At 35.4% G+C, this 24407-nt stretch carries 20 protein-coding genes and 1 riboswitch; of the genes, 12 read left to right on the top strand and 8 right to left on the bottom strand.

The window, feature by feature from the left end:
* Positions 1-32: 32 nt before the first annotated feature.
* Together CWO92_RS23360 and CWO92_RS23355 are read right to left on the bottom strand one after the other, a co-directional pair.
* A complete protein-coding gene (locus CWO92_RS23360) occupies positions 33-1070 on the bottom strand; it encodes a ribonucleotide-diphosphate reductase subunit beta (protein ID WP_101356600.1) in 1038 nt (345 codons plus the stop codon).
* 18 nt (positions 1071-1088) lie between these two features.
* Positions 1089-3293 (bottom strand): ribonucleoside-diphosphate reductase subunit alpha, encoded by a 2205-nt coding sequence (locus CWO92_RS23355; protein ID WP_235851664.1) that lies wholly within the window; start codon positions 3291-3293, stop codon positions 1089-1091.
* 180 nt (positions 3294-3473) lie between these two features.
* Positions 3474-3657, bottom strand: a riboswitch (cobalamin riboswitch).
* Between the two features lie 181 nt (positions 3658-3838).
* Here CWO92_RS23355 and mnmH point away from each other — a divergent pair.
* From mnmH to CWO92_RS23340, 4 genes are all read left to right on the top strand, one after another.
* Positions 3839-4927 (top strand): tRNA 2-selenouridine(34) synthase MnmH, encoded by a 1089-nt coding sequence (gene mnmH, locus CWO92_RS23350; protein ID WP_101356598.1) that lies wholly within the window; start codon positions 3839-3841, stop codon positions 4925-4927.
* Positions 4928-5167: 240 nt separating this feature from the next.
* Entirely contained in the window at positions 5168-5293 is a 126-nt protein-coding gene (locus tag CWO92_RS26415) for a hypothetical protein (RefSeq protein WP_268877621.1), read from the top strand.
* Positions 5294-5457: 164 nt separating this feature from the next.
* Positions 5458-6138 carry a response regulator transcription factor gene (locus tag CWO92_RS23345; RefSeq protein ID WP_101356597.1) on the top strand — a complete coding sequence of 227 codons (681 nt, stop codon included), beginning with the start codon at positions 5458-5460 and terminating at the stop codon, positions 6136-6138.
* Positions 6135-7553 carry a HAMP domain-containing sensor histidine kinase gene (locus CWO92_RS23340; RefSeq protein ID WP_101356596.1) on the top strand — a complete coding sequence of 473 codons (1419 nt, stop codon included), beginning with the start codon at positions 6135-6137 and terminating at the stop codon, positions 7551-7553. Before CWO92_RS23345 ends, CWO92_RS23340 begins: the two co-directional genes overlap by 4 nt.
* Before the next feature lie 16 nt (positions 7554-7569).
* Here the strand turns inward: CWO92_RS23340 and CWO92_RS23335 are convergent, their stop codons facing one another.
* Entirely contained in the window at positions 7570-8064 is a 495-nt protein-coding gene (locus tag CWO92_RS23335) for an Hsp20/alpha crystallin family protein (RefSeq protein WP_233269936.1), read from the bottom strand.
* A 420-nt stretch (positions 8065-8484) separates the two neighbouring features.
* Between CWO92_RS23335 and sucA the strand changes: the two genes are divergently transcribed.
* The 3 genes from sucA (at position 8485) to CWO92_RS23320 (ending at position 14024) form a co-directional block, all read left to right on the top strand.
* Positions 8485-11307: a 2-oxoglutarate dehydrogenase E1 component gene (gene sucA / locus CWO92_RS23330; protein ID WP_101356595.1), complete on the top strand. Its 2823-nt coding sequence runs from the start codon at positions 8485-8487 to the stop codon at positions 11305-11307.
* 118 nt (positions 11308-11425) lie between these two features.
* Positions 11426-12667, top strand: a complete 1242-nt coding sequence (gene odhB, locus CWO92_RS23325; protein ID WP_101356594.1) for a 2-oxoglutarate dehydrogenase complex dihydrolipoyllysine-residue succinyltransferase — start codon at positions 11426-11428, stop codon at positions 12665-12667.
* Positions 12668-13217: 550 nt separating this feature from the next.
* Positions 13218-14024 (top strand): DUF2935 domain-containing protein, encoded by an 807-nt coding sequence (locus tag CWO92_RS23320; RefSeq protein WP_101356593.1) that lies wholly within the window; start codon positions 13218-13220, stop codon positions 14022-14024.
* A 42-nt stretch (positions 14025-14066) separates the two neighbouring features.
* Here the strand turns inward: CWO92_RS23320 and sda are convergent, their stop codons facing one another.
* On the bottom strand, positions 14067-14201 hold the full coding sequence (gene sda, locus CWO92_RS23315) for a sporulation histidine kinase inhibitor Sda (RefSeq protein WP_101356592.1): 135 nt from the start codon (positions 14199-14201) through the stop codon (positions 14067-14069).
* A 236-nt stretch (positions 14202-14437) separates the two neighbouring features.
* On the opposite strand from sda, the gene CWO92_RS23310 reads away from it, so the two are divergent.
* Positions 14438-15355 carry an LCP family protein gene (locus CWO92_RS23310; RefSeq protein WP_101356591.1) on the top strand — a complete coding sequence of 306 codons (918 nt, stop codon included), beginning with the start codon at positions 14438-14440 and terminating at the stop codon, positions 15353-15355.
* Between the two features lie 88 nt (positions 15356-15443).
* Here the strand turns inward: CWO92_RS23310 and CWO92_RS23305 are convergent, their stop codons facing one another.
* Positions 15444-16928, bottom strand: coding sequence for an aldehyde dehydrogenase family protein (locus CWO92_RS23305; RefSeq protein ID WP_101356590.1), 1485 nt, complete (start codon positions 16926-16928; stop codon positions 15444-15446).
* A gap of 459 nt (positions 16929-17387) precedes the next feature.
* Here CWO92_RS23305 and CWO92_RS23300 point away from each other — a divergent pair, with 459 nt between their 5' ends.
* Positions 17388-17636 carry a hypothetical protein gene (locus CWO92_RS23300; RefSeq protein WP_101356589.1) on the top strand — a complete coding sequence of 83 codons (249 nt, stop codon included), beginning with the start codon at positions 17388-17390 and terminating at the stop codon, positions 17634-17636.
* Positions 17637-17926: 290 nt separating this feature from the next.
* On the opposite strand, the gene yidC is transcribed toward CWO92_RS23300, so the two are convergent.
* Complete coding sequence (gene yidC, locus CWO92_RS23295) at positions 17927-18721, bottom strand: membrane protein insertase YidC (protein WP_101356588.1); 795 nt, start codon at positions 18719-18721, stop codon at positions 17927-17929.
* Between the two features lie 3 nt (positions 18722-18724).
* A complete protein-coding gene (locus CWO92_RS23290) occupies positions 18725-19036 on the bottom strand; it encodes a hypothetical protein (protein WP_165786762.1) in 312 nt (103 codons plus the stop codon).
* Positions 19037-19248: 212 nt separating this feature from the next.
* Between CWO92_RS23290 and CWO92_RS23285 the strand changes: the two genes are divergently transcribed.
* Complete coding sequence (locus CWO92_RS23285; protein ID WP_101356586.1) at positions 19249-20124, top strand: ATP-binding protein; 876 nt, start codon at positions 19249-19251, stop codon at positions 20122-20124.
* Between the two features lie 11 nt (positions 20125-20135).
* The gene (locus CWO92_RS23280; protein WP_101356585.1) at positions 20136-22055 is read left to right on the top strand and encodes a nitric oxide reductase activation protein NorD; all 1920 of its coding nucleotides are present in this window, start codon (positions 20136-20138) and stop codon (positions 22053-22055) included.
* A 55-nt stretch (positions 22056-22110) separates the two neighbouring features.
* Here CWO92_RS23280 and CWO92_RS23275 read toward each other — a convergent pair whose 3' ends face one another.
* Complete coding sequence (locus CWO92_RS23275; protein ID WP_165786761.1) at positions 22111-22899, bottom strand: glycoside hydrolase domain-containing protein; 789 nt, start codon at positions 22897-22899, stop codon at positions 22111-22113.
* A gap of 336 nt (positions 22900-23235) precedes the next feature.
* Between CWO92_RS23275 and CWO92_RS23270 the strand changes: the two genes are divergently transcribed.
* Positions 23236-24405, top strand: a complete 1170-nt coding sequence (locus CWO92_RS23270) for a D-alanyl-D-alanine carboxypeptidase family protein (RefSeq protein ID WP_101356583.1) — start codon at positions 23236-23238, stop codon at positions 24403-24405.
* Positions 24406-24407 lie beyond the last annotated feature (2 nt).

The following is a 24407-nucleotide window of genomic DNA, read 5'->3' as shown; positions in this document are numbered from 1 at the left end:
TGAAGCTAGTTATGTCCCAGCCTCTTTTTCTATTAAAGTTCATCAAACCCATTATCTATATTAATCTTCGTATATTGTCTCGATTTTTGCTCAAAAAAATCTGATTTACCAAAATCAACTTCTTCATATGCTTTTATCCATCGTAGCGGATTGTTACGAATAGTTGGAAATGGTTTATTATATCCTAGTTGAGTACATCTTACATTTGCATAAAATTTAATATAGTCTTCTAAATCGGAAAGCAGAATCCCATTGATTTTATTTCCAATAATATGCCTCGCCCAATTTATTTCTAATTCAACAGCTTTATTAAAAGTATCTTCCACATAATGACTAAATTCATCTGTGTCATATTCAGGATATTCCTGCAAAACTTCCTTAAATATTTTCACAAATAAGTCAACATGTAAGTGCTCATCCCTATTGATATAATTAATCATCGTTGATGTTGCAACCATCTTTTGGTTTCTTGCTAAATTATAGAAAAAGGCAAAGCCGGAATAGAAAAATAACCCCTCAAGGATGACATCATATAGAATCGATTTAAGAAAATTTTCAATGGTAGGCTGATGGGCAAATGCTTCATAGCCATTTGTTATAAATTCATTTCTCTCTATTAAGGTTGGTTCAGTTCTCCAAAATTCAAATACTTCATCCTGCTTCTGTTTGGAAACAATACTGGATAAAACATAAGAATAGGAGTGATTATGAATTACTTCTTGCTGTGCAAGGATAATCATTAGGGCATTTAAACTGGAATCCGTGAGAAAATCAGCTACTTTTCCTGCATAATCGGTTTGAACACTATCCAACAATGCGAGCAAACCGATAATTTTTAAAAAGGCATTTTGTTCATCCGCGGATAAATTTGGAAACTGTTTAATATCTTGGGACATATTAATTTCGAATGGAGTCCAAAAATTAGCCAGCATTCGTTTATATTTCGGATATGCCCATGAAAATCGGACATCATCCCAGTTAAGAATATTGGATGATCTTCCATTAATGATAGAAGTAGAACGGTTTGGTGCAGTTTTATCCATTAATCTACGTTTTTGAATCATATTCATTTTTAACTCCTCACTTAATTAACTTGAGCATGAATCACAATCTTCTAAAACAGAAGAGGTAGATCTTACGTAGTAGGTTGTTTTTAATTTACTTTTCCATGCAGTTACATGTAAATCCAGTAAATCCTTTGCTTTAATTGTGTTTTGAACATATAAATTAAAGGAAATAGATTGATCGATATGTTTTTGGCGTGCTGCATTCTGCATAATACTCCATTTTTGATCAATAAAATATGCTGATTTATAATACCAAGTGGTTTCCGGATTCAAATCTGGTGCGGTAACGGGTATTTTATAGTCTTTTTTCTCTTCTGCATAAAACTTTTGGAAGATTGGATCGATACTAGCTGTACTTCCTGCAATAATGGATGTGGAAGAGTTGGGAGCTATCGCCATTAAATAACCATTCCTAATCCCAGTTTTTTGGACATCCTTGTACAATCTATTCCAAGCACATGAGGAGGAAGTATTGTTGAAATATCCTTTTCGGTTAAAATACTCACCTGTCTGCCATTCGGAGCCTTTAAAAACTGGATAGGCACCTTTTTCTCTCGCTAATTCCATACTAGAACGAATGGTAAGAAAGGCGATTTTTTCATAGAGTTTATCCGCATATCGGACTGCCTCTTCGCTTTCCCATTTTATCTTTTTCAATGCTAATAAGTGATGCCAGCCAAATGTTCCGAGCCCAATCGCACGATATTTGCGATTGGTAATTTTTGCTTGAAGCACAGGTAGATGATTTAAATCAATCACATTGTCCAGCATCCGTACTTGGATAGGAATCAATCTTTCTAATATGTTGTCCGTTACTGCACGTGCTAGATGAATAGAAGATAAATTACAAACAACAAAATCACCCGGCTGTTTTTCAATCATGATTTTGTCGTTTTCTATATATTGAGCGATGACATTCGTAGTGCTTTGATTTTGCATGATTTCCGTACATAAATTACTCGAATATATCATTCCTTGATGTTTATTGGGATTGTTCCGATTTACTTCATCACGGTAAAAGACAAACGGTCCTCCTGTTTCCAATTGGCTTTTCATAATGCTTTTCATAATTTTAATAGCGGGTATTACCTTTTTTGATAGAGTTTTATGGTGGACACACTCCCAATATTTTTTTCGGAAAGAGCCTTCACCAAATTGTTCATCATAATAATCCTCAAGAGAATATCCCATTACCTCTCTTACCTCTTGTGGATCAAATAAATACCAATCACCGCGTTTTTCCACTTGTTCCATAAATAGATCCGGGAGGCAAACACCAGTAAATAAATCATGTGTACGGTATCTTTCATCTCCATTATTTAATTTGGCATCAAGAAAAGAAGTGATATCTTTATGCCAAATATCTAAATATACACAAATTGCACCTTTTCTTTGTCCGAGCTGATCGACACTAACAGCTATATTATTGAGTTGTTTCATCCAAGGGAGAACTCCCGATGACGCCCCGATAAATCCTTTTATCGCACTTCCGCGGCTTCGAATCTTTCCTAAATAAACACCTATGCCTCCACCGTTTTTTGATAGATTTGCAATATCTGTGTTGCTGTCAAATATTCCTTGAAGACTGTCTTCGACTGTATCGATGAAACAGCTAGATAGTTGGCCATAGCTCTTTCCAGCGTTTGCAAGGGTAGGAGTCGCTACTGTCATATAAAGATTGCTTAGTGCCCAATAAGCTTCTTCAACAAGCTTTAATCGTTTTTCCTTCGGTTCTTGTATCATCAATTGCATGGCAATAATCATCCATCTTTCTTGTGGAAGCTCGAATACATGCTTTTGATGATCTGTAGCTAAATAACGGTCGGCAAGAGTACGGATTCCTATGTATGTGAAAAGCTGATATTTACTTTTGTCTATTTTTCTGCCTAAATGTAATATTTCATTCTTAGAGTAGTATTCTAATAGATCTGGATTATATATTCTTTCGGTGGTTAATCTTTCTATCAAAGTGTAAAAATCTCCATACTTATCTTTATATGGATATTGTCGATTTTGTGCTGCCATGTAATATAGATATTCCAAATATAGATTAGCAGCCTCATATGTCCAGAAAGTTTCGGATTCATTTAATCGGGATAGGCACTCTAAGATAATTTGCAAAATCCACTCTTCTTCCGTTATCCATGGCTTTTCCTCTAATAATCGTAGTCCGAATTGATAAACCTGTTGTTTCCGATCGTCCTGTTTTGCCTTTTCAACTAACATGGATAAAATATGATGATTCCAATTTTCAATTTCTGTATTGGTTAATCCCATGTAATTTACCTCCTATAAAAAATAAGATCTGCTCAGGGCTGAGCAGATCAAACGATAGGAAAAAAATAAGCACACACATATACGGATGTTTTTAACTATCGTTTCATCTCCCCAATCCCCGAGGAATCGAAACTTTCCCATGCATGGGCAGGTCTCCTGACTTGTGTGCAGCCTACTAGAGCGCCTTCCCACATCCAGTGGATGCAGTGGCATTAACTCTTTCGTTCACACTTACAGTTGCGGGGACAGTTTCGGATTCTCACCGAATTCCCTATTAAGTCCAACTAAGGACACCCTTACATGAAGTTAACTCAATATGTAGTTTTTAAATTATAATAAATTAGCATATATTGTGTTTTATATTAACATATCAAATTTGTTTTCACAACTATCATTTAGCAAAAAGAATACCCATAAATAGGTGCGCTAGTTTAAACACCATAAAGATTTGGTTATGATAAAATGAGAGGGAAGAGTATTGGAGGTTTGAATTTATGTCACAAGATATTACAGTAGAAGAGTGGCTTGAGGATAAAGAAAAATATGTCACTATGGATGTTCGCTCACCATTAGAATTTTACGAGAGTGCTATTCCTCACTCTATTAATATTCCCATCTTTTCTAATGAAGAACGGGCAGAAATTGGGACCTTATATAAGCAGGTTGGTGCAAACGCAGCAAAATGGAAAGCAATGGAGATTGTTTCACCCAAAATACCACATTTAATGGCGAAAATTAAAGAGGTAGAAGAATCGGGCAAGAAGCCTTTGATATATTGCTGGCGCGGTGGAATGCGCAGTGGATCCGTTGCACAATTTGCAACATTTTCAGGACTTCATGTTTATCGTTTAAAAGGTGGTTATCGCGCTTACCGCAAAAAGTCTTTAGAAGTAATTCCAGATTTACTCCCAAATAAGGCGGTTATTTTACATGGAATGACGGGTACAGGGAAAACGCTCATATTACAAAATTTAAAAAAACTCGGTTATCCTGTTTTGGATCTTGAACAAATGGCAAATCATAAAGGTTCATTATTTGGAGCCATCGATGGGAGAAAGCCTCATAATCAAAAGACATTTGACGGACTTTTATTTGAAGAGCTACTTTCTTTACAAAACTCACCTTTTATCATTATGGAAGGGGAGAGTAAAAGAATTGGACATTCGGTACAGCCTGATTGTTTACTCGATTTAAGAGATAAAGCTTTGCACATTTATGTAACAGCTTCGAAGGAAGCTAGATTGGAAAGAATATATGCTGAATATGTCCAGCCAAATGAACATAGCTTGATTTTCAAAGAAAATGTTCACTCTGCTTTACAATATGTGGTTAAAAAAATAAAATCACCTGAATGGAAACAAACGATTTTTGAAGCATTGGAAGAAAATAATTATATAAAATTAGTTGAACTTTTGATGAGTGATTATTATGATCCTCAATATCTATATAAAGAAGATATGTATATACATCAATCGGAACAAGTGGTTAGTGATGATATTGAGGAAGCCACTAATCAAGTTATTGATATTTTAAATCGTCATCAATTATTCAGTACTACGATTTTTAATTCCATTAAAAGTTAGCAAAATTTTCATTTTCTCATGATTTTTTAATCTTCCTTTCATGAAAATATAGGAAACTTTACGTAGAATTTTCCTTGGGTCGGTTCGACCCCCTTATATTTTACTCATTATAAAGTTCCTTCTTTAAATCCGGCCTGTTAAAGTGCCGGTGTTTTTTTTATCCAGTATTTAGATATTTTTAATCTGATTCTCATGAAAACTTGTTAAATTAAGGTGGAACAATAAAAGGAGGCGATTAAAATGTGGATACGTTTTATCCCAGTAGTATTTTTTAGCATGACAGCTTTATCGCTAGTTGCCTTTCAATCCATTGAAATTGTTCACGCATTTATTGACTTTATTTCTTCTAAATCAAATATTAAGTAAAGGTATTCTGAGGCAGTATTTTCTGATGGAAAGAATCTTCGGACAATATGCTTCAGGAGGAGTTATTTCTATTTTAGGGAGATTATTTACTAATGTGTTTGTCAAGTACTAATTGTTTACAGTAAACTTAAAGTAAATAATTGAAGTTTTAGTAGGTGAAATAGATGAAGAAAATCTTACTGATTGAAGATGAAAAGAATTTAGCACGCTTTATTGAACTTGAACTGAAGCATGAGGGATATGAAGTGAAGGTTTCTTATGATGGAAGGGAAGGACTTCAAATTGCATTAGAGGAGGATTGGGACGTTATCTTACTTGATTTAATGCTTCCTAGTTTGAATGGATTGGAAGTTTGCAGAAGGGTAAGGCAAGAAAAAGACACTCCCATTATTATGATTACGGCTCGTGACAGTGTAATGGATCGTGTATCAGGTCTCGATCATGGTGCAGATGATTACATAATAAAACCCTTTGCAATTGAGGAACTGCTTGCCAGACTAAGAGCTATTGTTCGGAGAATCGAGTCCCATGAGACACATACGAACATGACTAGTTATCAGTATAGAGATCTATATGTTGAAAAAGAAAGCAGGATAGTAAAGAAAAAGGAACATGTGATTGATGTGACGAAACGAGAATATGATTTGCTTTTAACTCTCCTCGAAAATAAAAATATTGTTATGACTCGAGAGGCTTTGTTAAATAAGGTATGGGGTTATGAAACAGAAGTAGAAACGAATGTGGTGGATGTTTATATTCGATACTTAAGGAACAAGATTGATGATCCTGGTGAAGAAAGCTATATCCAAACTGTTCGTGGTACGGGGTATGTGATGCGTGAATGAAATTCCTTCGTAGTTGGTATCAACAGAGTTCATTAAAGGTAAAATGGTCACTTGGTGGAAGTGCGGCCATTTTTTTTACTTTTTTTATTTTTAGCTCTATTCAATATACGGTTATTAGGCAGGTCATGTTGCATGAAGAGCTGCAAAATCTTAGTCAAGAGCTTAATGAAATTGTTAACTTCTATAGGAATAAACCATTTGCCTCGATTGATGAAATTCAAACAAATAGTGATCTGATTAAGCAATTTTTAGAGAAGGATCAACGAATTGTTGTTATAGATGCAACCGGACAGCAGTTTGCTGTTATTCCTTTTCACGGCACATTAAATATGCCAGATTTTTATTTTGAACCAGTAAAAGAAAAAACGGTTGAGTTTAGAGATGAGAATCATAAAAAAATATGTGTGGCTCGTGCTCCTATCCTTTTAAGCGGATTTAAAGGTTATATTGAAATAATTGATCCGTTAACTAGGTACCATCAAATGATGACAAGTTTATTTTTAATAATGTCCATATTAGGTGCAGTATCTTTGTTACTAAGCGGTTTCATCGGTTTTTTAATGGCAAAACATTTTTTAAAGCCAATGAAAAAGCTTTCGGATACAATGCAAAGCATACGAAAAAAAGGTTTCCAAGAACGTATGGAACCGAGCGAGTCGCAGGATGAAATGGGTGAGTTAACCAATATTTTTAATGAGATGATGGATCGAATTGAGCTTTCGTTTAATCAACAAAGACAATTTGTGGAAGATGCTTCACACGAATTACGAACACCGGTGCAAATCATGGAAGGGCATTTGAATCTATTGAATCGATGGGGGAAGAATGATCCCGAAATTTTAAACGAATCTCTTCAAGCCTCCCTCCAGGAACTAGGACGCATGAAAAATTTGGTTCAGGAGCTTTTAGATTTGTCAAAAGTGGAGGAGGTTGAAAGCAAAACCTCTGTTCAAGATACGGTCGTTATTAAGACCTTGAACAGAATTGTGAAAAATTTCGAATTGATTCATGAGGATTTTGATTTTTTGCTCCATCATAACAAATTGGAAAATGCGGTTGCCCAAATTAGTGAAAATCATTTTGAACAGATTATGATTATATTGCTGGATAATGCTGTTAAATATTCGGAAAAAGTCAAGAAAGTCGATATTATCGTGGAAGAAAACATAAAATATATTAAGATTACCGTAAGAGATTATGGTGTAGGGATCCCTGAATCAGATTTATCAAAGATTTTCTACCGTTTTTACCGAGTAGATAAAGCGCGTAGCCGCGCAAAAGGCGGTAATGGTTTAGGATTAGCTATTGCCAAAAAATTAGTCGAGGGATATTCTGGCACCATTAGTGCTTCCAGTAAACTAGGTGAAGGTACCAGCATATCGTTATCATTACCTCTGCATCATTATGGCCGATGAGATTCATCGGCCTATTTTATAATCTTTCTGAAACATCTATTTCAGTATATTGTAAATCAACGCTTTTAGGCATTTTCACTTCCAAAATTCCATCTTTATATTGAGCAGCTGTTCCTTTTTTTTTGACAAGTGCTGGTAGAGTGATTGTTTCTCTGTTTCCGTCCGTGCTATTTTCAATAATTAATTGATTAGAAGTATGAAAAATTTTTATTTTTTGCACCATTTCCTCTTCTATTGGAATTCGTACATAAACATCATCAAAGGTCTCAAATACATTTGCTTGCAAGTTTGGTGGGGAAGGATTATTTGATTGTTGGCTATTTTGCGGGAAAATGGAAGCCGCTCTTGAAAGCATATCATTATGATCAAACATTCCTTGCCACTCTTTTGGCATGAACTGGGCAATCATATTCTGGATGTTCTTTTCCATATCTTGAGGATTCATTTGCTGAAATAATTTACTCATATCATTATTAAAAGGGAACATATTCCACGGAAACAAGGATATCACCCACTTCCTTCCAAAGCTCTTATGACAACAACTCAATGTATAATGTAATATATGCATTTGCCTAATAAAAGTGTAAAAGAATAATATCCTACATTTTTTCTTTTTTTCTGTCAAAAACATTTGATTTTCTTGCAAATAGTAGTAAGATGGATATGGAAAAAATTTTGGAAGCTGGGAAAGCATTTTAGCTAAAAAATAATCCCCATCTTTTTTTATGAATTACACTATTCCAGTAATTATAAAAAATAGGTTTATTGCTTTATCTTATTACTTTACAGTGATAAAATGAGGATTGTAAGCGATAGCTTTTCCAATAATTTATTACATATTTGGAGTCCCATTCATTTCTAACAAGCATATGATTGAATGGGGAGTATTTTTCGAAAAATTTTAAAGGCTTTAGGCTGGAGGTTTATCAAGATGAGTGAGCAAGCATCAAGAGGTTTCTGGGATAGTTTTTCAGGCCCAAACCTTGGTTATGTGATGGAGGTTTATGAGCAGTACGTAAATGATCCGGAAAGTGTTGAACCGGAAATGAAGGAGCTATTTGAACAGTGGGGTGCACCTACTGTATCAAATCCAGTTTTATCGACAAGCGGTCAAGCTGATGTTTCCTTTCAAATGCCAGCAAATGCGACTATTTTCAGCAAAATCGTTTCTGCGGTTAAATTAGCTGACAATATTCGGACATATGGACATTTGGCTGCAGATATAAATCCATTAAATAATACACCGAAAGATACACGTCGTATCGAATTGAAAGAATATAATCTTACTGAAGAAGATTTGCGACAAATCCCTGATTCTTTCATTTGTCCAGATGCACCTGAGACAGTGAAAAATGGTCTTGATGCCATTAATTATTTAAAAGATGTTTATACGAGAAAAATCGCTTATGAGTTTCATCATGTTCATAATTTGGAAGAGAAAAATTGGCTTCAAAAAACAGTAGAATCAGGTAATATTTATCCTAAATTAAGCAAAGAAGAAAAATTAAATATTTTGAAAAGGCTAACAGAGGTTGAGGGATTTGAAAAGTTCGCGCACCGTATCTTTGTCGGTCAGAAGAGATTCTCTATCGAAGGCTTAGATATGTTAGTTCCTTTAATGGACAAAATCATTAGTTCTTCCGTAGAACAAGGTGCTAAAACCGTTAATATCGGTATGGCTCATAGAGGCCGTTTAAATGTATTAGCTCATATCTTAGAAAAACCATATGAGTTAATTTTTGCTGAATTTCAACATGCTCCTAATAAAGATTTAATTCCATCTGAAGGCTCAATCGGAATTACTTATGGATGGACTGGAGACGTAAAATACCATCTTGGTGCTGATCGCATTAATAAAGAAAGTGTACGAGTTGTATTGGCCAATAACCCAAGTCACCTTGAAGTGGCTGCTCCAGTTGTGGAAGGTTATACAAGAGCCGCACAAGAAAATAGAAATACAAGCGGTTATCCTGAGCAAAATCCTGAAGAGTCTTTAGCGATTATTGTTCATGGTGATGCAGCATTCCCAGGTGAAGGAATTGTAACAGAGACATTGAATATGAGCGGTCTTCGAGGATATAACACTGGCGGATCTATTCATATTATATCGAACAATATGATTGGTTTCACAACAGAAAGTTTTGATTCCCGTTCAACCCAATATTCATCTGATGCGGCCAAAGGCTATGAGATTCCTATTATTCATGTTAATGCGGATGATCCTGAAAGCTGTATTGCAGCAGCTGTGTTTGCTGCTGAATATCGTCGCTTATTCAAGAAAGATTTCTTAATTGACTTAATTGGCTACCGTAAATTTGGTCATAACGAGACAGATGAACCGATGACAACTAATCCAATGATGTATCAAATTGTACGCAAACACCCAACTGTCCGTACTATTTATGCTGATAAATTAGTTAGTGAAGGATTATTAAGTAAGGAAGATGTTCAAAAGTTTGATGAAGAAGTTTCTGCTAAGTTACAGTCAGCATATGATAAGGTCCCTGGTGCGGATGAAAATCCGGATATCGTGATGAATCCGCCAGAATATGTTGCTAGCGGTTATCCTGCTGTGAAAACTGCGGTTGATGAGCAAGAACTAAAAGACTTAAACGCTCAATTACTAAATTGGCCAGAGGATTTTAACGTATTTAAGAAACTCGGCAAAATTTTAAAACGCCGTGAAAATGTTTTTGATGGGGAAGGTAAAATTGATTGGGCTCATGCAGAATCCCTTGCATTTGCATCTATTTTAAAAGATGGAACTCCAATTCGTATGACTGGTCAAGATTCTCAACGTGGAACATTTGCACAGCGCAATCTTGTACTGCATGATGAAAAAACAGGAGAAGAATATATTCCACTTCATCATTTAAAGGATACAAATGCATCATTTGTTGTGTATAACAGTCCTTTAACAGAGACTGCTGTTCTTGGCTTTGAATATGGTTACAATGTACTTTCACCGGAAACATTAGTACTATGGGAAGCGCAATTTGGTGATTTTGCTAATATGGCGCAAACAATGTTCGACCAATTTATTTCTGCCGGACGTGCAAAATGGGGTCAAAAATCTGGGCTTGTCATGCTGCTGCCTCATGGTTATGAAGGTCAAGGACCAGAGCATTCCAGTGCAAGATTAGAACGTTATTTACAAATGGCTGCGGAAAATAACTGGACAGTTGCCAACCTTTCAACCGCTGGACAATATTTCCATATTTTGCGTCGTCAAGCAGCAATGCTTACAAAAGATGAAATACGTCCATTAGTATTAATGACACCAAAGAGCTTATTGCGTCATCCTTTAGCATCTGTTGAAGGATCCGAATTAACAAATGGCGAATTTAAACCAGTTCTTGAACAGCCAGGACTTGGAGATAATGTTGATAAAGTAGAAAGAATTGTACTATGCAGTGGAAAAATTGCGATTGATTTAGAAACTCGCTTACAAGAAGAAGAAAATACGGATTGGATTCATATTTTAAGAGTAGAAGAACTATATCCATTCCCAGAGAAACAAATAACAGAAATTCTCTCTCGTTTCCCTAATTTGAAGGAATTGCTTTGGGTTCAGGAAGAGCCTCAAAATATGGGGGGATGGACATTTGTTGATCCGTATTTACGTGAACTTGCTCCACAAGGTGTAGATGTGAAATACTCTGGTCGTCCTAGACGTTCAAGTCCATCAGAAGGGGACCCAGTAGTTCATAAAAAAGAACAAAATCGTATTATCAATGAAGCATTTACTAGATAAGCAGTATTTACTTTAAAGAAAAGTCGGTAATACGGAGGGAATAGGTTCATTCTATTTCCTCCCTTATTGCTGCGTCTCATAGAAAAATAGCAATGATTATTAAAGGGAGGACATCATCGTGGCTGAAATTAAAGTGCCTGAATTAGCAGAATCTATTACAGAAGGAACCATCGCTCAATGGTTAAAAAAACCAGGTGAGTATGTTGAAAAGGGAGAATATATTGTAGAGCTTGAAACAGATAAAGTAAATGTGGAAGTAATTTCCGAAGAAGCAGGAGTTATTCAAGAATTAAAGGCTGAAGAAGGAGATACAGTTCAAGTTGGTGAAGTTATTGCGATCGTAAGTGCTGACGGCGCAGCTCCTGCACCTAGTGCACCTGCAGCAGAAGCACCAGCTGAACAACCTAAACAAGAAGCAGATCCAGCTCCGCAAGTGGCAGCTCAAGTAGTTTCGGATGATAAAAAGGATCGTACTATTGCTTCTCCAGCAGCTCGCAAGCTTGCACGAGAAAAAGGTATCGAATTAGGACAAGTTCCTACAGTTGATCCACTTGGTCGAGTACGTAAGCAAGATGTTGAAGTATTTAGTAATCAACCAAAACAAGCCGCTGCACCTGCACCAGCTAAAAATGCTCCAGCAGCAAGTCAAGAAGATGGAAAACCAGTTGAACGCGTACGCATGTCTCGTCGTCGTCAAACTATTGCTAATCGTTTATTAGAAGTTAAACAAAACACTGCAATGTTGACAACTTTTAATGAAATCGATATGACTGCGGTTATGGAATTACGTAAGCGTAAAAAAGATAAATTCCAAGAGGAACATGATGGCACTCGTCTCGGATTTATGTCATTCTTTACTAAAGCAGTTGTTGCCGGTCTGAAAAAATTCCCATATGTAAATTCTGAAATTCAAGGCAATGAATTATTAATCAAAAAGTACTATGATATCGGCGTTGCTGTATCTACTGAAGAAGGATTAGTTGTACCAGTTGTTCGTGACTGCGACCGCAAGAACTTTGCTGAAATCGAAGCTGATATTGCAGGTTTTGCGAAAAAAGCAAGAGATAATAAACTAGGCTTAGCAGACTTACAGGGCGGTACATTTACTATTACTAATGGTGGGGTATTTGGATCATTATTCTCTACACCAATTATTAATGGTACTCAAGTAGGTATCCTAGGTATGCACAGCATTCAAAAGCGCCCTGTCGCTGTTGGAGATCAAATTGAAATTCGTCCGATGATGTATGTGGCATTATCATATGATCACCGTGTAATCGATGGTAAAGATGCTGTAGGTTTCCTTGCAACTGTGAAGAAATTACTTGAAAATCCAGAAGATCTATTATTAGAAGTTTAAATTTATGCAGAAGGCAATCACATATTGTGGTTGTCTTTTTTTATACATTTGGCAATGGCATGACAAATGTAGATATTGGATGGATGTCCGAATTCTTATTATCCTAAATACTGGAGGCGCATTTATGGGATAGGTTGGAATGGATAGAGTGTTTTGTGATTTGTTAAAGTATATCAACTAAATTATCATCTACTACGCACCAGAAAAGGTGATCAGGATTACGAAAAGCTTTTAAACATAGACTGTATAATTAAGGCAGCATGGAATTATAGAATGGAAACCTCATAAGCGTAGTGGCAAGTCCAATCCCAAGCATATATGATGCTGAAAAAAACAGTAAACCTTCTAAAACAATTTGTTTTAATCAATTTAAATACATTTTCAACTAACTGGGAAACTCGATAAATAAGTCTCTCACTATTATCAAATATATAATTCAACCTTTAAATTTAACAGAGCCAAAAATTAAAAAGATCCAGACATTCCCACCCCAATTAGGTATAAGACAATAAGATGGCAGAATAAACATCTTAAGAGGAGGCGGGATAGTGTGAAATCTTATATTAAATCTGCAAAATTTGAACATGAGTTTTGGCTGCAAATTCTTGGTGATCATGCTAGGTTCATTTTAGATTCGTTAAGTATAAGCGAAGCTAATTTTATAAAAGAAGCAGAGTACTTTAAAAACTCTTTTGATTTATTACTTGAAACTGCACGTTCTTTAACGGACGAGGCTTCTCTAATAAAGCTGGCAAATGATGCTGATTCCGAAGTAAGTAGGCTAAAACATTTAAAATTAACTATCATTGAAAAGCATCTTGTCAGCAAGGTTAAAATTCAGTTATCACCAACGTTTTTAAGTCATATGGTAAACGAATTGGAGGAATATGAACGGTTATTAGTTTATCTAAAAAAAGGTGAACAACCTCCTGTTTTACATGAGCTCCATCATCATTTACTATGGCTACAGGATGCTTTTGGTCACGCTGGTGCAATCCAATCAGAGATGGATGCGACCGAGCACAAAATAAAAAAGGAAAGTAAAGAGTTTGTTCAACAGTTTCAGCAATTTTATCTGAAAGCAGTGGAATTTACCGGTTACTTACGTACAAATCTAGATACATTTCCTGCATTAAGAAAAATGAATGAAGAAGTGAAATTGGAAATGGAAATGTTTCAAGTCTTTTTAAATGAGATTTTTGAATTAGAAATTTCTAATGAGGTTCTTGGTACATTCCCTGTATTAATGGCTGATCATATGTTTCGTGAGGAATGTTATTATTTGGTTAAACTTGCAGAATCGGCAAATACGGAGATTCCTAATTGTAACCCTGCAAAAGCACGAAATGAGGGATGAGGAATAAAAATAGCGTGTGAGGATGCACACGCTATTTTCTCTTTATTTTAATGTTATGGGCTTTAAACCGCGCCGTTTTATCTCTGTTTTTAATAATTGAATCCACTCATGATCTTGACCTTTCTTTTTAGCGTCTCGATAGGCTGCCACCAACAATTCATTACTCATGATTTTCATGACAAAACCTCCTAGTGGAAATGATTTAATTTAATTCCTTTTATTTTATCTTTTATTTAGATGTTTGAGAACCCCTTTTATCAAAAAAGTTAATTAATTTAGTGTTTTATAAATTGATTCTCTATCTTTATTAATTTCCCTACAATAAACCAATAACGGAATTTGGATTTGCCTATAATTCGTATGTGCTGTAGAAATTTGTTCATACTAAAATAAAAAGAGGTGAGATCCTTATCATGAGAAAAATCTTTCTTCTATACCTCGTCATCTTTTCATTTATTTACTTAACAGCATGTGATAAATCACTCTCGCACCAAAGAGATAACAGTTCAGAAGCATTAGAAGAAAACTTTAAAAAGAAATTAAATGAGGAACCAATTAATTTTCTCCTCTTAGGTATTGATACGAGAGAAGGGGAGCAATCCAGAACAGATTCCATTATAGTAAGTCAATATGATGCACAGAATCGAACTATCAAATTGGCCTCCATAATGAGAGACAGTTTTGTAAAGATTCCCGGTTATGATCGTGTATACAATAAGCTGAACCATGCCTATTATGTAGGCGGGGAAGATTTGTTAAAAAAAACAATTGAACGAAATTTCGGGCTTCATATAGATCATGTAGTAACAATAGATTTCAAAGGTTTTGTAAAAGTCGTGGATACGATTGCACCGGAAGGAATAACTGTAAATTTAAACCAGGCTATTATCAATGATATGGCCTTAAATGTTTCTCCTGGTGAAAATAATCTTCATGGGGAGGAACTTTTAAAATATGTGAGGTTCCGTCATGATGCTAGAAGCGATTTTGGTAGAGTAGACAGACAGCAAGAGGTTTTATTAAAAATGAAAGATAAATTTCAAAAAGAAATGAATACATTGGATGGATTCGCAAAAATACCGTCACTATTGGATGCATCGATTAAATACATTCATACAGATTTAAAAACGAATGAAATTTTAACTTTAGCATCAACGATATTCTTACAGCGGATAGACAATGTAGATACAATCCGTATTCCAGTTAAAAATGGATTTACAAATCGTAAAGTATCCTATGCAGGTGCAGTTCTGCAACTTGATTATAAAAAGAATATAAAAGCACTTAATCAATTTTTTAGTGAACCTCAGCCAGTTAATGATCACGAATAAAAGAATTAAGAGGGCTTGTTTTTTGGGCCCTCTTTTCTATATTGTTACATTCCGGATTCGAAGCACAAGCAAAGAGTTACTGCTATTCTTATTTCATAGAAATCCAAACACTCTTTACTTCAGTATAGTTATTTAATGCGTAAGATCCCATTTCACGGCCAATACCAGATTGCTTATAGCCACCAAATGGTGATGCAGCATCAAATGCATTGTAGCAATTTACCCACACAGTTCCAGCGCGAAGTTTGCTGGCAACATAATGAGCATTAGCGATATCACGAGTCCATAAACCAGCAGCAAGCCCATACTCACTATTATTTGCGCGCTTAATTACTTCATCTAAATCTTCAAAAGGCATTGCAGCAATGACTGGCCCGAATATTTCTTCTTTTGCAATCGTCATATCATCATTGACATCTGCAAAAATAGTAGGTTCAACAAAATAACCTTCTTCACGAGGCTTTTTGCCTCCTGTCAAAAGCTCCGCACCTTCACTTAGTCCTTTTTCAATATATTTTAGAACTCTATTTTGTTGTTCACTGGATACTAGTGGTCCCATCTGAGTTTCATTATCAAGACCAGCACCTTGTTTAATAGATTTCGCATGGGAGGCCATATCTGCAACAACATTATCAAAATGTTTCTTTTGAATAAATACACGGGAACCTGCACAGCATACTTGACCTTGGTTAAACATGACACCATTGAGCGCACCAGGAATTGCCTTAGTCATATCTGCATCTGGGAGAATAATATTTGGCGACTTACCTCCAAGTTCCAATGTTACACGCTTCAGTGATGTGGAAGCACGAGACATAATCTGTTTTCCTACTTCCGTAGAACCTGTAAAGGCAATTTTATTAACTAGTGGATGATCTACTAGCGGCTGCCCAGCTGTTTCTCCGAATCCAGGAATAATATTCACAACTCCAGGTGGGAAACCAGCCTCTTGGATTAATTCAGCTAAATAAAGTGCTGAAAGAGGAGTCTGTTCGGCTGGCTTAAGTACGATGGTACAGCCTGTAGCAAGTGCAGCACCCATCTTCCACATCGCCATTAACAGTGGGAAGTTCCAAGGAATGATTTGTCCGACAACGCCTACAGCTTCATGTCGAGTATAATTAAAGAATGGTCCGCTAACAGGAATAGTTTGCCCTGTAATTTTTGTAGACCAGCCAGCATAATATCTCATATGTTCGATGGCTAATGGAATATCCGCATTAGATGTTTCACTTATTGGCTTTCCATTATCTAAAGTTTCTAGTTGTGCCAATGCATCTTTATGTTCTTCCATTAAATCGGCAAGCTTATACATCAGTCTGCTTCTTGCAGCAGCGCTCATTTTTGTCCATTTGCCTTCGTCAAACGCTTTTCTCGCTGCTTTTACTGCACGATCAATATCCTCAGGACCGCCTTCATAGACTGTTGCTAATGTTTCTCCGGTAGCAGGATTCGGCGTATCAAAGGTTTTGCCAGAAGCACTTTCTACAAATTCGCCGTTAATAAATAGCTTTTTTTTACCTTGCAGAAATTTTTCAACTCTTTCGTCTACACTTAATAAAGTTTGGCTCATAAAAAAATCCTCCTTCAGAATCTTTTTTCAAAGGGGTCTGGTCGTGCTGCAGGAAGTGCATATAGATAGCGCTTACAATACCATCCTACTAATAATTGTTAAGTATTTCAATTAAAATATATAAAAAATTATGAATATTTTTCCGCAAATTTTTGGTCTGTTCGACAAAGGCATATCAAAAAAGGATTTCCGTTTGTGTAAAGAAGGTATAAATAACGTTTTTATCTTAAAAAGGAGTTAAACTTTTCTTATCGCTGATTTATTAACCGATGCTTTTCAAATGGCCAAAATGATCTGAGCACATATCCATTTTTCTAAGAATATATTTCAAGGGATATGAAATCCTACGAATTGGCAAGTATTTGAGTGATAATAGTATCGAACCGATGGAGTTTAGGAAAATATTGGAAATAAAGCGGTTGTTTTGTGTATAATTGTAAATAAAGCAGGGGAGATAAGATGAAAAAGTACATTATTTTCATAGTGAGTTTCATATTAATATTTTCAATAGCTCAAGTGTTATCAGGCTTGTTTTTAACTGCTACATATACACCTCATGTATCAGAAGTTTGGAGCAGTAGTGTAAATTTACCTAAAGAGGTTACATTTGGTAGAAGCGCGTTCATTTCAACGTTTGTAATGGCTGTGTTTTCAGTAACAATAGCCTATTTTGTTCCTAAAACATTAAAGAGATTTTTGAAAAATTAGTTTTTGAAAGGGGGAGTTAATATTATACTTCTCCTTTTTACTTTTCATAGATTAATTCCTTAATTCTGGAACAACAATTATTAGAAATTGGAGTTATATTAAGATATAGGAGAGATTGTGAAGGATTACACTATAAATTACAAGGGACCTGGAGTTAAGTGTAAATTGAGTCGTAAATAACGTGAAAATGGCGTGCCAAAACTGATGTCAGTTAGCACGCCATTTTTTATGCGCAATTATGCGATATGCACCTGAAAACGGAATCCTTTAACCGGTAATCAGGCCATTTGCTATTTTTGAGGGGCTTTACTTTCTTTTTCTTTATTCGTTTGCGATGTATAAAGTTTTTTCGATAAATAGGTTTGCCCGATTAAGAATGCTCCACCGACCGCCCAATAAAGTGGCAATGCAGCAGGTGCATTAAAGGAAACAAAGAGAATCATAATAGGGGAAATCAATGCCATGATTTTCATTTGTTTTTCCTGTTCCGGAGTCATACCAATCATAGATACTCTTGATTGGAAGAAATAGATTACTCCGGCGATCAATGCCATTGGAATGTCTCTGTGACCTAAATTAAACCAAAGGAATGAACTACCGGCAATTTCGGAAGAACTGCGGATTGCATAATAAAATCCCATTAAAATCGGCATTTGAATGATAAGCGGCAGACATCCCATATTTAATGGGTTAACACCATGTTTTTGATAAAGGCCCATCATTTCTTGCTGTAGCTTTGCCTGTTCTTCCTTTGTCTTCGCTTGTTTCATTTTTGCCTGTAATTTTGTCATTTCAGGCTTTAAAACGTCCATTTTTTCTTTCATTACCTGTTGTTTTTTATAAGTATTCAACATTAGCGGCATTAAGATTAATCTTATTAGAATCGTAATCAGGATGATAGCAATCCCGTAATTACCAGCAAAAATATGTGCTGTAAAATGAATGACTTGTGCGAAAGGCTCCACAAAATAAGTGTGAAAAAAGCCTGTTTGTTTTGGTGCTTTTTCATTAGTAGATGATGAACATGCCGAAAGAAGCATCATCAGGCCTACTAAAAGCGCTGACATTTTCATATAACGTTTCATCAATTATCCTCCTATTGTTTGAATATATGTGGTTTGAATGACGGATAAATGATGATCCGAATCATCCTTTGCAGATTCTTTTAGTCTAACATATTTTAAAATCCATTTTATTATCGGATTTTGTATTCTTTCATTTGCAGATTCAAGAGGGGATTCCAAACTAATTTCTATATTTGTTTGTCCTTCTGAAAAATAGGAATAGGACTGAATTCGAAATTTATGCCATATACATGCTAGTCCAATTGTAAGGATAAGACTTACAGAAAGGGAGCAAATGAATGGATCATAAGTTAAATTAATTAAATATTCCATCAAATTTGTTCACTCACTTTAGAAGACTCATTAGAATGGAATTATACCGTAAAGTAACTGTTTTTACAATCATTTATTCCTACATAACCTTTTTTCTTCTAACGAATTTTAAATCAATATGTATATTCGTTAAAAAATTCCCCCATTTATGATAAAATTTATATTTACGGAAGAAAAAATGGAGAGAATGCAATTGAATTGAAAGGAATAAAAAAATGGATCATATTATACAACAACTACCTAAAGATATTATAGATATATTACAACAAAGAAAGCAGTACTTTGCTAATGAGGATATGATCGGCGACTCAGGCTATATTCCTGCAGAAGACACAATCCTAATCGATACAATTATTGCTTTAGCACTTGGGAAAAATGTGTTGCTTAAGGGACCAACGGGTTCTGGTAAAACAAAATTAGCTGAAACTGTTTCATCTTTATTTGGTCAGCCAATGCAAAGTATAAATTGTTCCGTCGATTTAGACGCGGAAGGATTACTGGGATTTAAAACAATACATCAGGATGGGGAAAAAAGTTTTATTGATTTTGTTCCTGGTCCGGTTGTTCAAGCTATGAAAAAAGGACATTTACTATATATAGATGAAATTAATATGGCGAAGCCGGAAACATTACCTATACTAAATGGAGTCCTTGATTATCGAAGAATGATTCATAATCCTTTTACAGGTGAAGTAGTGAAGTCATCCGGTAATTTTGGCGTGATTGCGGCAATTAATGAAGGGTATATCGGAACAGTGCCTTTAAACGAAGCCTTGAAGAACCGCTTTGTTATTATCGATGTGCCATATATACAAGCGGAAACATTAAAAATTGTCTTGAAAAACCAAAGCCGTTTGCAGGATACTGCACTAATCGATCAATTTGTCGCATTATCTAGTGATTTAATGGCCCAAGCACAGATGGGGCAAATTTCTGAAGATGCTGCCTCAATCCGAGCACTGATTGATACATGCGATTTATCCGTTTACATTTCTCCATTAAGAGCCATCCAACGAGGAATAATAGATAAATTAGAAGATGCTCGAGAAAAAGCGGCCGTTCGTAATATTGCTGAAACAATATTCGGATAGGAGGGGATGATATGGAGCGCTTTATCCAATTTAATGATGAACAAATTGATTCCATGCTGTTTATGGAACTTTCCGATCTTGCAAAGACTTTGATGAGAGAAAAGGATTATGAGCTGGAATTTGGCGTTCACTCCTATTTAGATATGGCCGAGCATAAAGTATTTGTTCGACATTTTTGGAATCATCGCCCTGGTGCTATTATGAAAAATGGTTTAAAAAGTGATGTGTATCTTAGAGCAATTGGGAATTTTCATTATACCGACTATAATGAAGTATTTTCGTTTCTAAAAAAATTCCATTCCATTAGGTTAAAGAGCTTTGCCAAGCAGTTGTTTGTACTAGCGGAAGATTTACGAATAGAAGAAGATTGTAAGAGAGAAAGAATAGGAACGGTAAAAGCATTTCAAGTCCGGAGACAAATTTACGGGGACTATTTTGAGTCCCAGCAAAATGTCAATGTGGTGAAAAGTGTCTATACTGACGCAGTATTTAATACTATCTATCTAATGCTTACTGCAGAGTCACCTATTTTGGAGATTCCTGCTTTAAAAGAGGAAATAGATCGCGTTCTTCCATTCATACAAAATCAGGTCATGAACTTTTTTGACGCAAAATCAACAGCTGATATTTCACGTTTTACCTTTAATATAATGGAAGTATTAGATGAAGTTTTGGAGAATGATATGTTGAATGAATACTTCCATCTTCCAGTAAAAATGTTAGAGGAATTGGAAGAGGAAGAATGGTCATTTAATGATTTAAAGAGAAAAGATCCATTAGTCAATAATGACCTCTTAGAAAAGAAGAGTACTGGAGAAGAAGAAACTTTTAACGAAGAACTGAGAACATTTCATAGGGAAACGAGTGATTTAAGTAAAAGTTTTCTTCAATTTGATCTTGAACAAGGGTCAGGGACGGATTTGTTTGGAGAAGGTGTTCGTGAGAGTGAAACTGGTGATCAGGCTCTAGGTATTGTACAAGGAGCTGCAAGGGAGTCAAAAAGGAATGATTATTCCAAGTTGGAGGCACTTGAACAAAAGCGGAATATAAAAGGCGGGGGAGAGTGGGACTATGGTGATGAAAACAGAAATGCAATCCCCATCTTCCTCACACCAGATGCACCGAAATATGATGATATCCAAGCATATGACAAATTAAAAACGAATATAAGTAATTACCAAAAGAAACTGCAAAAAATAATAGAAAAAATATTAGAGCATAAGCGGTCTTTTCCTCGAACGAATATGCAGTACGGAAGGCTTAGCAAACAGCTTCTGCCATTTTTTATAGATAATAGCCCAAGAATGTTTTACAAAAAACAAGAATTCTCAAAAGAAATAGACGCGGTGTTCACATTGTTAGTTGACTGTTCCGCATCTATGGCCGATAAAATGTCGGAAACGAAACGCGGGATTACATTATTTCACGAAGCGTTAAAATCTGTTCGTGTTGCACATGAAGTAGTAGGATTTTGGGAAGATACAAGTGAGGCAACAAAATTAAAACAGCCTAACTATTTTAAAACAGTAGTTGATTTTACTACTTCCTTGAGTAAAAAAGCCGGTCCAGAAATAATGCAACTACAGCCGGAAGAAGATAATCGAGATGGATATGCCATTCGTCATATGACGAAAAAGCTTATGAACAGAAATGAAAAACAAAAATTTTTATTGGTGTTTTCTGATGGAGAACCAGCTGCATTTGGCTATGAACAAAATGGCATTGTCGATACTCATGAGGCCGTTTTAGAAGCGAGAAAAAGAGGCATTGAGGTCATAAATATTTTTCTTTCTAATTCGTCGGTATCCGAAGGTCAACGAAATTTACTTCGAAATATTTACGGGAATTTCAGTATTATCTTGTCGGATGTCAGTGAGCTGCCAAATATCCTTTTTCCACTGCTGAGGAAGCTGCTTCTGAAAAGTATTTAAATCATTATAGAAGGAAAAGGTGTACCGGTCACATTATTGGTACACCTTTTATGTGTTATTCCCAAGAAAAGGAGAGAATTTCTCCTTTGAATAGGTTTGTATCTATATTACAGGATTTTGCCTCCATTCCATATTGATAACCTAATATTCGAGAATTTTTTGGAGCAGATGGGTTGAATTTTGGAGCATTTTCCTTTTTAGTAATTCCTTTTTGCGGTGCAGCAGACCAAAGAATCGTTTCATCCTTTAAGCTTTTATTATTCTTAGCAGCCTGATTAAAAGCCTTGTATATTTTTTGATCAGGATCAAATACGCCATATATCCCAGGATGATAATCCGACTTGCTCATTATTTTATACCATCCCTTTATAAAATCAGCATCAACAGGGTATTTTGGTTCGATATCAGCAAACAGGACGGTACCTTTCGGTGCTTTTAATTCCTTGGCATATTGAATCGCAGCTTTAGCCTCATTTTCACCTGCTTTTTCCGTTGTTGCATTATTAAAATGATTATAGATTAAAAGTATATTTACTTTATTTTTATGCAAAAGCTTCATTTCCTCTGCTGTTAATCCTGCAGATGCACCTTTATTGGTTTTTGTATATCTTGCCCATATATCTGGTTTCCCATAGTACTTGTCCACACATTTAAAAAGTTCGTCTGTTACTTTACTTGCAGAATCAACACCCCATACTATCTTTGAAGTTTCTTGGTTATGTTCGGAATTAGAAGGGGCATGATTATTTTGGTGGAAAATTATGGGGAAGATAACAAACAGCAATAAAGCAGATGATACCCATATCAATAAGCGCCAATTTATTAAATCCTTCCAGTTGTTCAATCTTTTCTCCCTCCTTTGCTTGTATATATTATTCGAGGAGAGAGAAAGTGGTTCGGGCTATGGGTATTTAGTTCGGAAGTCTAAAGTAACAATTATTAATAAAAAAATGTAAATGGTAAATGAGAAATAGTAAGGGAAAAGAATAAAACAGTAAGAAAACCCATTGGTTACAACTCTTTTAATGGATTTTAGAAATTGCAAAACTTCCTTTTTATAGGGAGGATCTATTTCGACAATTTTTTCATTTTTATTACAAAATAGGAAAAAGGATATAAGAATTTTTGTTCTTTTGATAAAATTGTGAAGAAATGATTAGGATAAAAAAAGAGGTATTTCATGATAAAGCGATTAGTAGTTTCTATAATTTTAATACTTATTCCTTTTTCTGTTATTGATAAGGCAAGTGCAGTAGGAAAACAAAATATAAAAATAGCAAGTCAGGCTGCTGTTTTGGTCGATAGTAATAGTGGTCAGATTTTATATTCTAAAAATCCCAATAAAAAGTTGTATCCTGCAAGTCTCACCAAAATTGCAACAGCTATTTACACAATTGAAAATGGAAACTTAAATGATATTGTAACTGTAAGTAAAAATGCAGTACAAACGGATGGAACGAGGGTATATCTTGTAAAAGGGGAGAAGGTTAAACTAAAGCATTTATTACAGGGACTCTTAATTAATTCAGGAAACGATGCTGGTGTTGCTATTGCAGAATACATGGGTGGAAATATTCCGACCTTTGCGAATAAGCTAAATAGATTTCTTGAGCAAAAAGTTGGTGTGCATCATACACATTTTGTTAATCCACACGGCTTATATGATAAAAAGCATTATACAACAGCGAGCGACCTTGCGAAAATAACCAATTATGCAATGAAAAATCCGACTTTTAGGGAAATTTTCGGAACAAAAAAATTAAAATGGGATGGAGAGGGTTGGCATACAACCCTTATTACTCACCATTTGATGTTAAAAGGGGAAATTCCATACAATGGCATAACGGGGGGGAAAACTGGATATGTGGATCAATCTGGACAAACTCTGGCAACAACGGCGGAAAATCAAAATATTCACTTGACAGTCATTACCATGGATGCCAAATCAAAAAGAGATGAATACCAAGATACAAAAAAACTTCTTGATTACGGATTTCAACACTTTAAAACCGCTTCCTTGCCAAAGGATTCCATCTTCAAATACGGAAATAAAACTTTTAAAACGGAAGAAAATTTATATTATACGGCTCCCCTTTATTCTAATGTATCAGAATTGATATCAAAAAGAGGAGTGTTAAAAATAATTGATAAGACTGGAGAATTATTAAATTCTTATCAGCTCACTGAGCTGAGTGAGGTAAATGCAGAACCGCTTTCCAGTAAAAATGAATCAAATGACCGAAAAATGTATCCATGGGTGCTGCTCATTCCCCTAGTCATAGTAGGATTAGGAATAAGTTGGTCTGTTAACAGAATAAAATGGGGCTGGGACATAACTAGCTTCAAATAATG

Origin of the sequence: Heyndrickxia camelliae (assembly GCF_002844575.1) — a bacterium.
Lineage (GTDB): Bacteria > Bacillota > Bacilli > Bacillales > Bacillaceae_C > Margalitia > Margalitia camelliae.
Note: the sequence above shows the minus strand (reverse complement) of the source record. Positions and strands in the feature narration are given on the sequence as shown.